Origin of the sequence: Pseudomonas sp. JV414 (genome assembly GCF_032424305.1) — a bacterium.
Lineage (GTDB): Bacteria > Pseudomonadota > Gammaproteobacteria > Pseudomonadales > Pseudomonadaceae > Aquipseudomonas > Aquipseudomonas lini.
Map to the genome: position 1 here is coordinate 304,378 of NZ_VYKC01000003.1, position 12,252 is coordinate 316,629.

The 12,252-nt window shown below is 58.9% G+C and carries 10 protein-coding genes; 4 read left to right on the forward strand and 6 right to left on the reverse strand.

Translation table 11 applies throughout. The annotated features are described in order from the left end of the window. Positions 1–112 precede the first annotated feature (112 nt). The 3 genes from F6R97_RS06175 to F6R97_RS06185 are packed head-to-tail and all read right to left on the reverse strand — an operon-like array spanning position 113 to position 5,820. Entirely contained in the window at positions 113–3,265 is a 3,153-nt protein-coding gene (locus F6R97_RS06175; RefSeq protein WP_315866246.1) for a CusA/CzcA family heavy metal efflux RND transporter, read from the reverse strand. Between the two features lie 52 nt (positions 3,266–3,317). Further along, positions 3,318–4,511 (reverse strand): efflux RND transporter periplasmic adaptor subunit, encoded by a 1,194-nt coding sequence (locus tag F6R97_RS06180; protein ID WP_315866247.1) that lies wholly within the window; start codon positions 4,509–4,511, stop codon positions 3,318–3,320. Positions 4,512–4,560: 49 nt separating this feature from the next. Beyond that, a complete protein-coding gene (locus F6R97_RS06185) occupies positions 4,561–5,820 on the reverse strand; it encodes a TolC family protein (RefSeq protein ID WP_315866248.1) in 1,260 nt (419 codons plus the stop codon). 467 nt (positions 5,821–6,287) lie between these two features. Here F6R97_RS06185 and F6R97_RS06190 point away from each other — a divergent pair, with 467 nt between their 5' ends. The 4 genes from F6R97_RS06190 (at position 6,288) to F6R97_RS06205 (ending at position 9,202) form a co-directional block, all read left to right on the forward strand. After that, positions 6,288–6,962, forward strand: a complete 675-nt coding sequence (locus tag F6R97_RS06190; protein WP_315866249.1) for a heavy metal response regulator transcription factor — start codon at positions 6,288–6,290, stop codon at positions 6,960–6,962. Further along, a complete protein-coding gene (locus F6R97_RS06195; protein ID WP_315866250.1) occupies positions 6,959–8,356 on the forward strand; it encodes a heavy metal sensor histidine kinase in 1,398 nt (465 codons plus the stop codon). Before F6R97_RS06190 ends, F6R97_RS06195 begins: the two co-directional genes overlap by 4 nt. Positions 8,357–8,547: 191 nt before the next feature. Then, positions 8,548–8,898, forward strand: a complete 351-nt coding sequence (locus F6R97_RS06200) for a toxin (protein WP_315866307.1) — start codon at positions 8,548–8,550, stop codon at positions 8,896–8,898. Further along, positions 8,888–9,202 carry a transcriptional regulator gene (locus tag F6R97_RS06205; protein ID WP_315866251.1) on the forward strand — a complete coding sequence of 105 codons (315 nt, stop codon included), beginning with the start codon at positions 8,888–8,890 and terminating at the stop codon, positions 9,200–9,202. The genes F6R97_RS06200 and F6R97_RS06205 overlap by 11 nt, the downstream gene beginning before the upstream one ends. A 174-nt stretch (positions 9,203–9,376) precedes the next feature. Here F6R97_RS06205 and F6R97_RS06210 read toward each other — a convergent pair whose 3' ends face one another. Genes F6R97_RS06210 through F6R97_RS06220 form a run of 3 tightly spaced genes read right to left on the reverse strand, consistent with a single transcriptional unit; the run spans position 9,377 to position 12,249 of the window. Beyond that, positions 9,377–11,119, reverse strand: a complete 1,743-nt coding sequence (locus F6R97_RS06210; protein ID WP_038982490.1) for an extracellular solute-binding protein — start codon at positions 11,117–11,119, stop codon at positions 9,377–9,379. 46 nt (positions 11,120–11,165) lie between these two features. After that, the gene (locus F6R97_RS06215) at positions 11,166–11,438 is read right to left on the reverse strand and encodes a DUF2160 domain-containing protein (RefSeq protein ID WP_038983664.1); all 273 of its coding nucleotides are present in this window, start codon (positions 11,436–11,438) and stop codon (positions 11,166–11,168) included. Positions 11,439–11,448: 10 nt separating this feature from the next. Next, complete coding sequence (locus F6R97_RS06220) at positions 11,449–12,249, reverse strand: carbohydrate ABC transporter permease (protein ID WP_007896138.1); 801 nt, start codon at positions 12,247–12,249, stop codon at positions 11,449–11,451. Between the last annotated feature and the right edge of the window lie 3 nt (positions 12,250–12,252).

Sequence of the window (12,252 nt, forward strand, 5' to 3'; positions counted from 1 at the left end):
AGACACAAAACCTGTGGGAGCGAGCTTGCTCGCGATAGCGGTGGATCAGCCAGCATCATTGCTGACTGACAAACTGCAATCGCGAGCAAGCTCGCTCCCACAGGGGGATCACCTACTTAGTTGAAGTTGCGTCTTCGTCGCGTCGGTGAGCGAACTGATACAACGCAGGCAATATCAGCAGCGTCAGGATGGTCGAGGACAGGATCCCGCCGATCACCACCGTCGCCAACGGACGCTGCACTTCCGCACCTGTGCCGGTTGCCAGGGCCATCGGAATGAAGCCCAGGGACGCGACCAGCGCCGTCATCAACACCGGGCGCAGTCGTGTGAGCGCCCCCTCATTGATTGCATCAGAGAGTGAACGCCCCTCCTCCCGCAAATTGCGGATAAACGCAATCATCACCAACCCGTTAAGCACCGCCACCCCCGACAGCGCAATAAAACCGACACCCGCCGAAATCGACAGCGGAATATCCCGCAGCCACAGCGCCATGACTCCACCAGTCAACGCAAACGGAATCCCGGTGAATACGAGCAGGCCGTCCTTGAGGTTGTTGAACATCATGAACAGCAGCCCAAACACCAGCAACAAAGCCACCGGCACCACGATCTGCAAGCGTTTGGCCGCCGACTGCAACTGCTCGAACTGCCCGCCCCAACTGGTCCAGTAACCGGCCGGAACCTGAACATCGCGCTCGATCACCTCGCCGGCCTCTTTAACGAAGGAGCCAATATCCCGCCCACGCACGTTGGCGCTGACAATCACCAGCCGCTTGCCGTTCTCACGGCTGACCTGATTCGGCCCCAACACCAGATCAAGGCTGGCAACTTCCTTGAGGGCGATGAAGCCGATCTGGTCGGCAGCAGTATTGAGCGGCGCCGGCACTGGAATCAGCAACGCTGACAAACCTTCAATATCCTTGCGCATGGCATCGGACAGGCGCACCACCATGTCGAAACGCCGATCACCCTCGTACAACGTCCCCGCCTGGCGCCCGCCGACCGCCACCGCAATGGTGTCTTGCACATCGCCGACGTTGAGCCCGTAACGCGCCGCCTTGTCGCGGTCGATGTTGATGGTCAGCACCGGCAGGCCGGTGGTTTGTTCGACCTTGACCTCCGACGCGCCGTTGACCTTCTGCATGGCGGCGGCGATCTTCGCCGCGGTGGCGTTGAGCACGGCCATGTCATCGCCGAACACCTTGACCGCCACATCACTGCGCACACCGGAGATCAGTTCGTTGAAGCGCAACTGGATCGGCTGCGACAGTTCATAGTTGCTGCCAGGCAGCATCGCGGCGGCTTGTTGCAGTTCAGCCATCAGGGTCTCGCGGGACTTGCCCGGGTCCGGCCACTGCTCTTTCGGCTTGAGCATCACGTAGCTGTCGGAGATGTTCGGCGGCATCGGGTCGGAGGCGATTTCGGCGGTGCCGGTGCGGGCGAACACGCGTTCGACTTCCGGCACTTTGTTGAGAATCAGGGTTTCCAGACGCTGCTGCATGTCCACCGATTGGGTCAGGCTGGTGCCCGGTACGCGCAAGGCTTGCAGGGCAAAATCGCCCTCGCTGAGGCTCGGCACGAACTCACTGCCCATGCGGCTGGTCAGCACACCACTGAGCACGATCACGCCCAACGCTGCGCCCACGGCCACTGCTCGATGGCTCATCACCCAGGCCAACGCTGGCGCATACATCTGGCGCGCGCCGCGCATGACCACGCCTTCCTCTTCCTTAACCTTGCCGGTGACAAACTGCGCAATGGCCGCCGGGACGAAAGTCACGGACAACAGCATCGCACCGAGCAGCGCGATGACCACGGTGAAGGCCATCGGGTGGAACATTTTCCCTTCGACACCGCTCAGGGCGAAGATCGGCAGGTACACGACCATGATGATCAACTGGCCGAAAATCAGCGGACGACGCGCTTCTTTGGCGGCAGCGAACACTTCACGAAAACGCTCGGAACGCGTCAGCAATCTCCCGTGATGCTGCTGCGCATGGGCCAGGCGCCGCAGGGTGTTTTCGACGATCACCACCGCGCCATCGACAATGATGCCGAAGTCGAGCGCGCCGAGGCTCATCAGGTTGGCGCTGACTTTGTTGGTGAACATGCCGGTGAAGGTGAACAGCATCGACAGCGGAATCACCATCGCAGTAATCAGCGCCGCGCGGATGTTGCCGAGAAACAGGAACAGAATCGCGATCACCAGAATCGCGCCTTCCACCAGATTCTTTTTCACCGTGGCGATGGCTTTGTCCACCAGGTGCGTGCGGTCGTACACCGGCACCGCAATCACGCCTTTGGGCAGGGAACGGTTGATCTGCTCAAGTTTGCCGGCCACTGCCTGGGAGACCGTGCGACTGTTTTCGCCGATCAACATGAACACCGTACCGAGCACCACTTCCCGGCCATTTTCAGTGGCGGCACCGGTGCGCAGCTCGCGGCCGATGTCCACGGTCGCGACGTTCTTGACCCGGATCGGCGTACCGTCGACGTTGGCCATGACGATGTTGGCGATGTCCTCGACGCTCGCCACCTGGCCGGGCGCACGAATCAGCAACTGCTCGCCGCTGCGCTCGATGTAACCGGCGCCGACATTGGCATTGTTGCGTTCCAGCGCCGTGACCAGATCGGTGAGGGTCAGTTTGTAAGCTGCCAGCCGTTTCGGGTCGGGGGCGATCTGGTATTCCTTGGCAAACCCGCCGATGGTATTGATCTCGGCCACACCGGGGACGTTGCGTAATTGCGGCTTGATGATCCAGTCCTGAATCACCCGCAGGTCGGTCGGCGTGTAGGCCGTGCCGTCGTCCTTGAGCGCACTGTCTTGCGCCTCCACCGTCCACAGGAAAATCTCGCCAAGCCCGGTGGAAATCGGCCCCATCATCGCTTCCACGCCTTCGGGCAATTGCTCCTTGGCGATCTGCAAACGCTCGTTGACCAATTGCCGGGCGAAGAACAGGTCGGTGCCGTCCTTGAAGATCACCGTGACCTGCGACAGCCCCGAACGCGACAGTGAACGGGTCTGCTCCAGCGCTGGCAAACCGGCCATGGCGGTTTCAATCGGGAAGGTGATGCGCTGCTCGGTTTCCAGCGGCGAAAACCCGGCGGCGCCGGTGTTGATTTGCACCTGGACGTTGGTGATGTCGGGCACGGCGTCGATCGGCAGTTTTTGATAACTGGCGATGCCGAGGCCGGCCATGAGCAGAACGGCGAGCAGCACGATGATGCGCTGCTCGATGGCAAACTGGATCAGGCGTTCGAACATGAGAACCTTCCGGTCGAGGGTGACGGATCAGTGGGAGCCTTCAGGTGCTTCTTCAATGAGAGTGCTCGGCCGAGGCTTTACCCAATTCCGATTTGAGGACGAAGCTGCCGGCACTGGCGACTTGCACGCCCGGTTCCAGCCCTTGGGTGACTTCCACCAAACCGGCCGCGCGACTGCCCAGTTCCACCGCTTGCGCCTTGAAGCCGTCGGCGGTGCGCACGAACACCGTGGGCTTGTCCTCGACGGTCTGGATCGCGGTTTCAGGTACGGCGACCTTGGCTTGGCGGCTGTCGGTGGCGACCAGTGCGGTGACGAACAGCCCGGGACGCCACGAACCTTGCGGATTTTCCAGGGTCACGCGAACCGTTGCAGTGCGGGTCTGTTCACCCAGCAAACTGCCGACGTAGGCCACGGCGCCGGCGACTTCGGCATTGAGTTCCGGGGCGCTGACGGTGACCGGTTTGCCCACTTGCACCTTGTTCAGGTCCTTGGGCGAAACGCCGAAGGTCACCCATACCCGGGACAGGTCGGAGAGCGTAAAAGCCGCCGTGGTTTCATCGACCACCTCCCCCGGCGTCAGGTGTTTTTCCACGACCACGCCGTCGAACGGTGCGCGCAACTCATAGCGACTGCCGCCGCTGGCGACGACGCTGCCACTGAGTACGCTGATTTTCTGCCGGGCATTGTTCAGGGCGATTTCGGCTTCTTCCAATGCCTGGCGGGCCTGGAGGAAATCCTGCTCGGCGGAGATTTTGTCCTGCCACAGTTTTTTCTCGCGTTCGTAGGTGGTGCGCGCCAAGGTCAGGCGACGCTGTGCGGCAGCCTGTTCACTGCGCTGATCGGAGATCTGCTGACTGGCGATCACCGCCAGCAACTGGCCCTTCTTTACCGACTGCCCTAGGTTGACCGACACCGACTCGACCACCCCCGGCACTCGCGGCACCACATGCGCGGTGCGGTCTTCGTCAAAGCGCACTTCGCCGGGGAACGGCAAGCCGAGGCTGATGTTCTGCGCCCGCGCTTCGGCCAGTTGAATACCCGCCGCTGTGATCTGTTCGGTGCTCAACTCCAAGTGCCCTTCTTCTGTATGTTCACCGTCGGCTGCTGCGCCTTCTTCAGCGTGATCAGCGTGTTCCGCCGCTTCATCGGCGTGAGCGTCGATGGACGCATTGCCCGGCCACATCGAGCCAATACCAATGCCCAGCGCCAACGTCGCCGCAGCAACCACGATCAGTTTTTTTTCCATGGGAACTCCTCTACGCCATACCATCGCGCAGTGATCTAAAAGATGAAATTCAAGGGCTGACGGAGAGGTCGCCGAAGATGCGTTCGATGCGAACTCGCGCATCCGTCGCCTCGCTGACGGCCTGGATGTATTGGCTGCGCGCGCTGATCAGGGTGCGTTGGGCGTCGAGCACGTCGAGGAATCCGAACTTGCCCATTTCGAAGCCGCGCGTGGCGCTGTCGACCGCACTTTGCGCGGCGGGCAGGATTGTTTGGTTGAACGCTTTGACTTCGCCGTTGGCGGTCTGCCACTGCGCAACCGTGGTCTGGATTTCCGTGCGCAAACGCAGCTCGGTGGCGTTGCGCAGATCCCGCGCCTGATCAGTGCGCCGCGCCGCCGCCAGCACGTTGCCCTGATTGCGATTGAACAGCGGAATCGGCATCGACAGCCCGACCACGTTCACCCGCTCGCGCTCGGTTTCACTGTATTGGCTACCAATGCTCACGGTCAGGTCGGGAATGCGTTGCGTTTTTTCCAGACCCAATGAGGCTTCGCGCTGATCGATCTGTAATGTGGCCAGACGCAGCTCGGCGGTCTCGTTCAGGCGCTCAAGCAATCGGGTCGGCGGTGGCACGGTGGGCATGCTTTGCGTGGCCGCTTGCACGGTGGTCGAGGTTGGCAACGGTGAGCCCATGACCTGCGCCAATTGCTGATAGGCGTTGGCCTGATCGCGTTCTGCGCGGCTCAGTTCCAGGCGCACTTCGGAGAGTTGCACTTGCGCACGGGTGCCTTCGACTGGCGATGATTTACCGGCCTCGATGCGTCCTTGGGCGACGCGCAAACCGTGTTCGGCGAGTTGCAGCGACTGGCGCGACAACTGCAAGCGTTGTTGCGCGGTCTGGGCGCTGTTGAACGCCTGAATCACATCGGCGCGCAAGGTATTGCGCTTGCGCTCCAGTTCGATCCCGGCCGCGTCCTGCGCGCGGCTGGCGACGTCGATCCGCGCACCGCGTTTGCCGCCCAGTTCAATCGGCTGGCTGATCATCACGGTGGTGGTTCGCGAATCGCGGCGGGTGTCCTCAGCCTCCCATGACACTTCGGGGTTGGGGATCAGACCGGCCTGCTTGCGGTCACCTTCGGCGATACCGATTTCCCACTGGGCAGCCGCCAGATCCGGGTTACCGGCGAATGCCGTTTGCAGGGCTTGATCGAGGGTCAGGGTCGATGCATGCACAAGACCCGTGCCGGCCAGCAACACAACGCTGGCCGTTACTGTCCTCGCTGTTTTTTTCAGGCGTGATCGCGCCGTCAGTTCTTTTAAACCGGGCAATGGAAGACTTCCTATATTCAAGAATCTTTGATGCCGCCACGGTAGGGTTTTGAACTTATCGGCAAGGTGACTGGAACATTACAAATCCGTTATCCGCGGTTTGTGGAAGTTGTTTTGGTCTAGGATGCGAAGTGCGAAAGACGACATAGCAATACATGGAAACAAATACACGGTAGTTATCTGCCAAACAGCACTTGCCTGAATGCGGCGTATGGGCATTCGGGCTTTCCTGCTGCGACAGGCTGTCGCAGATCGCCATTTTAAGGGCTCAAGACCCAGCATTTCAGTTGACCCTGTAGCCACTACAGCCTTTACCTTGCACGCCATCACACAGGGAAAACTCTGTAGGAGACCAGGAACTCACAACATCTAGTCGTTATTAAATCCCGTCCGGAAGACCCTACAAAAACAACAACTTTCCCGGCCACCTTAATTAAATATCCATTAAATAAAAGTGGTGATTGATCATGCGAATCCTTGTCGTCGAGGACGAGCTTAAAACTGCCGAATACTTGCATCAGGGACTGACGGAAAGTGGTTATATCGTTGACCACGCGGCCACCGGCGCCGATGGACTGCATCTGGCGCAACAGCAGGCGTATGACCTGGTGATTCTGGATGTGAATCTGCCGGAGCTCGATGGCTGGGGCGTGCTGGAACAATTGCGTCGCACCCACCCTACCCGGGTGATGATGCTTACTGCGCGCGGTCGTCTGGCCGACAAGATTCGTGGCCTCGACCTGGGCGCCGACGACTATCTGGTCAAGCCGTTCGAGTTCCCCGAATTGCTCGCCCGGGTGCGCAGCCTGATGCGCCGCAGCGATAACACGCCGGTGCCGCAGGTACTCAAAGTCGCCGATCTGGAACTTGATCCGGGACGTCACCGCGCCTTCCGTGGCGAGCAGCGCATCGACCTGACCACCAAGGAGTTCGCCCTGCTGCATCTGTTGATGCGCCAGTCCGGCGAGGTACTCACCCGCACTCAAATCATCTCGCTGGTGTGGGACATGAATTTCGACTGCGACACCAACGTGGTCGAAGTCTCGATCCGGCGTCTGCGGGCAAAAATCGACGACCCGTTCGACAACAAACTGATCCATACCCTGCGCGGTGTCGGCTACGTTCTGGAGGCACGAGAATGAAGCCGATGAGCCTGTCGCTGCGCCTCGGTCTGACGGTCAGTATTCTCGGGGCGCTGCTGGTGGTGTTCCTTGCGATCCTGGCCTACTTTGCCCTGACCCACGAACTGAATGCGCTGTCCCGGGACAGTCTGGCCAGCAAAATGGAACAGGTTGAACACAGTCTGTCGCTGTACACCGATCCTGGCGAAATCAGTTCGAAACCACACATTTTGCTCGATCAGGTCATGGGGCATGACAACCTCACGCTGACCATTTATGACCGGAGTAACCTGCGTTCGCCACTGTTGAAATCAGGCACTGGCATGACCGATCCACGCCTTGAACTCAAAGCGGTGCGAGCGACCACCGATCAGTTGGCCTACGCCCGTAGCACCGACAGCCAGGGCAAAAGATTCCTCACCGCTACACGTCTGATTCGCCTGAAAGACGGCACCAGCGTCCCGGTGCTGATGTCGATGGACAATGCTCACGATCAGGCCTTGCTCAGCGCCTATTTGCGTTCGACGCTGATGGCATTGCCATTGCTGCTGATCTTCATCGGCCTCAGTGCCTGGGCGGCGGTGCAACGAGGCCTGGCGCCCATGCGCGAGTTTCGCAAAGTGGCAGCTATGGTGTCGGCGCAAGACCTCAGCCATCGGCTGTCGGTGGTGAACATGCCGCAGGAACTCAGCGAACTGGCCCACGGCATCAACTTCATGCTGCACCGCCTCGATAACGGCGTGCAGCAGTTGTCGCAGTTCTCGGATGATCTGGCCCATGAACTGCGCTCGCCAATCAACAATTTGATGGGCAAGGCGCAGGTGACGCTGTCTCGGGAACGCACGACCGAGGAGTACAAAAACGTTCTGGTGTCGTGCACTGAAGAGCTGGAACGCGTCGCGCGGATAGTCTCGGACATGCTGTTTCTGGCGCAGGTCAGTCACCCTTCGGCGCTGGCGCCATTCGAATCGATTGCGCTGGAAGAAGAAGTGCGAAAAGTCGCCGAAATGTTTTCCCTGTCGGCGCAGGACAAACAGATCCATTTGAATGTGCTCGGCAGCGCACGGGTACTGGGTGACCGGTTGATGATTCAGCGGGCGATCTCGAATCTGCTGTCCAATGCTCTGCGTCACTGCCCGGCCGGGAAAACGGTCACGTTGCTGATTGAACAAGGGGCGACACAGGTGTCGCTGCTGGTCAGCAACCCTGGCGCGGGCATCGAAGCGCAACATCTGCCGCATCTGTTCGACCGTTTCTACCGGGTCGACAGCAGCCGTTCGCGCTCGCAGGGTAGCACCGGACTGGGACTGGCCATCGTGCGCTCGATCATGAGCCTGCATCAGGGAGTGGCCGAGGTTAAGAGCTTGCCGGGGACGATGACGGTGTTTCGGTTGGGGTTTCCTCACGCTCAGTGATGACTCCAAACGTTTAACCGACCCGCCTCTCCCCGCGATATCCAGAATCGCCTCGCGGATGAATCAGCCGCGTCCTACATCCAGATCCTGCCTGCGACTTTAACGTAATGACTTGACCGAATTGGGCAGGCACAGAAGCCTTGACCTATTCGATTCTTGTGATAGAAATATACGCAGGTAACGTACAGAACATGGACGCTCTTTTTATCGAATTACCCGTATTTCAAAAACATCGAAGTGACTACCTGGATGATGATCTGTTTCACCGGTTCCAGCAGGAGCTGCTGCAAAACCCGGAAGCGGGAGATGTCGTCGAAGGCACCGGAGGTCTGCGCAAAATTCGAGTGGTGGATGAGCGGCGAAACAAGGGCAAGCGCGGTGGGCTGAGGGTGATTTATTACTGGTGGTCCGGTTTCGACCAATTCTGGCTCTTTACCCTGTATGGCAAAAACGAACAGAGCGATCTGACGCCACAACAGAAAAAACTGCTTAAAGAAATGCTTTATCGAGAAATCAAAGCGAGGACGAACGATGAAACGTGACATTTTTTCCGAGCTGGTAGAGGGGTTCGAAGCCTTGGCCGATGAGCGCCAAGGCAAAGTCACACTACGAACCCACAAAGTAAAACTGGCCAAACTGGTTCCGATTACGGCAGAGGAAGTGGTTGGCATCCGCCAGCAACTGAATCTTTCCAGGCCGGTGTTTGCGATGTACTTGCGCACCAATACCCGAACGCTGGAGAACTGGGAGCAGGGACGGGCGAAACCTAATGCTCAGGCGACAACGCTGATCCGGCTGGTTGAGCGCTTTCCGGAGACGGTGGAGCAGTTGGCGGCGCTGACGTAGGTTCAGGTGGTTTTTTTAGAATCAAAAGATCGCAGCCTTCGGCAGCTCCTACATAGGTTTCGTGTTCCCTGTAGGAGCTGCCGAAGGCTGCGATCTTTTGATCTTCATCTATAGGGACAGGCACAAAGCAAAACGGCACCTTACGGTGCCGTTTGCGTTTCACATTACAGACGACTATTTACGCGCCGCCTCCCACGATTTCAGCAGCTCGGCATAGCTCACGGTTTCGCCTTTAGGCTTCTCGTTCGCCAGTTTCGCTTTCGGCGCACCCGGCTGATCGAACCAGTACTGCGCATCCCGCTCCGGATTCATTTTCGGCCCGCAGGTCGGTTGTACCTTGGAGCGTTCCAGACGGGTCATGATCGCATCCTGATCCTTGGCCAGACCGTCCAGTGCCTGTTGTGGCGTTTTCTCGCCACTGGCGGCTTCCGCGATGTGGCTCCACCACAGTTGCGCCAAACGAGGATAGTCCGGCACGTTGGTCCCGGTCGGGGTCCATTGCACGCGGGCCGGGCTGCGATAGAACTCCACCAGACCACCGAGTTTCGGTGCCAGGTCGGTCATGGCTTGCGAGTTGATATCCGATTCGCGGATCGGGGTCAGGCCGACGATGGTTTTTTTCAGGGATACGGTTTTCGACGTTACGAACTGCGCGTACAGCCAGGCCGCGAGCTTTTGCTTTTCAGGCGTGGATTTGAGGAAGGTCCAGGAACCGGCGTCCTGATAACCGAGCTTCATCCCCTCCTCCCAGTACGGGCCTTTTGGCGAGGGTGCCATGCGCCATTTCGGCGTGCCGTCGGCGTTCATCACCGGCAGGCCCGGTTTGGTCATGTCGGCGGTAAACGCGGTGTACCAGAAGATCTGCTGGGCGATGTTGCCTTGGGACGGCACAGGGCCGGATTCGGAGAAGGTCATGCCCGCCGCTTCCGGTGGCGCGTATTTTTTCATCCAGTCGACGTATTTGGTGGTTGCATAGACCGCCGCCGGGCCGTTGGTGTCGCCGCCGCGGGTTACGCTGGAACCGACCGGATGACAATCCTCGACGCGAATGCCCCACTCGTCCACTGGCAGACCGTTGGGTATGCCTTTATCGCCAGCGCCGGCCATGGAGAACCAGGCATCAGTGAAGCGCCAGCCGAGGGATGGGTCTTTCTTGCCGTAGTCCATGTGGCCGTAGACGCGCTTGCCGTCGATTTCCTTGACGTCTTCGCTGAAGAATTTGGCGATGTCTTCATAGGCCGACCAGTTCACTGGTACGCCCAGTTCATAACCGTATTTTTCTTTGAATTTCGCTTTCAGATCCGCCCGCTCGAACCAGTCGGCGCGGAACCAGTAGAGGTTGGCGAACTGCTGGTCGGGCAGTTGATAGACCTTGCCATCTGGCGCGGTAGTGAACGAGATGCCAATGAAGTCTTTAATGTCCAGGGTCGGCGAGGTGTAGGCCTTGCCTTCGTTGGCCATCAGGTCGGTGATCGATTCGGTCTTGCCGTAGCGAAAGTGCGTACCGATCAGGTCCGAGTCGTTGACCCAGCCGTCATAGATGTTCTTGTCCGATTGCATCTGGGTCTGCAGCTTTTCCACTACGTCGCCTTCTTGCAGCAAGTCGTGGGTCAGCTTGATCCCGGTGATCTCGGTGAAAGCCTTGGCCAGCGTTTTGGATTCATATTCGTGAGTCGCAATGGTTTCCGAGACCACTTTGATGCTCATCCCGCGAAACGGCTCGGATGCCTTGATGAACCACTTCAGCTCTTCGAGCTGCTGGGCTTCGGTCAAAGTGGACGGCTTGAACTCGCTGCCGATCCATTTCTTTGCAGCATCTTCGTAGGCATCGGCCCAGGCAGATGCGCTCAAACCGCTGAGTGCCAGCATGGCTGCCAATGAAATGCTATGTCGCAGCTTATTGTTTTTATCGAACATAAGACCTCCTGTTTAAGTGGCGGAGCACGATTGCCGAGCGACTCGACTAGCCCCAACGCATCACAGCCAACAGCCACACCAGGGACAACGCGAACGCTACCCAGATGCTCCAGTCGGTGACGCCGATTACCAGCAAATGCAGGTAGGCGCTGCCGAGAAGACCGATAAACAGCCGATCGCCACGGGTGGTGGCAATCGGCAAAAAACCACGCCGAGGGATGCTCGGCGAACGCAATTCCCAGGTTGTCATGCCCGCCAAAGTCAAGGCAATGACGCTGAAGAATGCTGCCGTGGGGCCAGTCCAACTCATCCATTCCATCATCAGTTCCTCATACCCGGCCCAGGGCAAAGCCCTTGGCCACGTGGTTGCGAACAAACCAGATCACCAGCATGCCCGGCAGAATGGTCAACACCCCTGCAGCCGCCAGCACGCCCCAGTCGATGCCGGACGCCGAGACCGTGCGGGTCATTACCGCCGCGATGGGTTTGGCGTTCACCGAGGTCAGGGTTCGCGCCAGCAACAGCTCGACCCAGGAAAACATGAAGCAGAAAAACGCCGTGACGCCGATCCCGGAGCCGATCAGCGGGACGAAGATCTTCACGAAGAACTTGGGGAAACTGTAGCCGTCGATGTAGGCGGTTTCGTCAATTTCCTTGGGAACGCCGGACATGAAGCCCTCAAGAATCCACACCGCCAACGGCACGTTGAACAGACAGTGCGCCAACGCCACCGCGATGTGGGTATCGAACAACCCGATCGAGGAATACAGCTGAAAAAATGGCAACAGGAAAACCGCGGGCGGCGCCATGCGGTTGGTCAGCAGCCAGAAAAACAGGTGCTTGTCACCGAGAAAACGATAGCGCGAAAACGCATACGCCGCCGGCAGCGCCACACTCAGGGAAATCACCGTGTTCAGGCTCACGTAGTACAGCGAGTTGAGATAACCGGTGTACCAGCTCGGGTCAGTGAAGATCACCTTGTAGTTGGCGAAGGTGAAATCCTGGGGAAACAGCGTCAGACCGCCGAGGATTTCGGTGTTGCTCTTGAAGGACATGTTCAGCAGCCAGTAGATCGGTACCAGCAGGAACAGGATGTAGATCAGCAACGGGATAAGCTTTCTCTTGCTCATGGC

Bases quoted from the DNA above. Each gene is read 5' to 3' on its own strand.
- F6R97_RS06175 (WP_315866246.1), bottom strand. From the start codon at position 3,265: ATGTTCGAACGCCTGATCCAGTTTGCCATCGAGCAGCGCATCATCGTG.
- F6R97_RS06180 (WP_315866247.1), bottom strand. From the start codon at position 4,511: ATGGAAAAAAAACTGATCGTGGTTGCTGCGGCGACGTTGGCGCTGGGC.
- F6R97_RS06190 (WP_315866249.1), top strand. From the start codon at position 6,288: ATGCGAATCCTTGTCGTCGAGGACGAGCTTAAAACTGCCGAATACTTG.
- F6R97_RS06195 (WP_315866250.1), top strand. From the start codon at position 6,959: ATGAAGCCGATGAGCCTGTCGCTGCGCCTCGGTCTGACGGTCAGTATT.
- F6R97_RS06200 (WP_315866307.1), top strand. From the start codon at position 8,548: ATGGACGCTCTTTTTATCGAATTACCCGTATTTCAAAAACATCGAAGT.
- F6R97_RS06205 (WP_315866251.1), top strand. From the start codon at position 8,888: ATGAAACGTGACATTTTTTCCGAGCTGGTAGAGGGGTTCGAAGCCTTG.
- F6R97_RS06210 (WP_038982490.1), bottom strand. From the start codon at position 11,119: ATGTTCGATAAAAACAATAAGCTGCGACATAGCATTTCATTGGCAGCC.
- F6R97_RS06215 (WP_038983664.1), bottom strand. From the start codon at position 11,438: ATGGAATGGATGAGTTGGACTGGCCCCACGGCAGCATTCTTCAGCGTC.
- F6R97_RS06220 (WP_007896138.1), bottom strand. From the start codon at position 12,249: ATGAGCAAGAGAAAGCTTATCCCGTTGCTGATCTACATCCTGTTCCTG.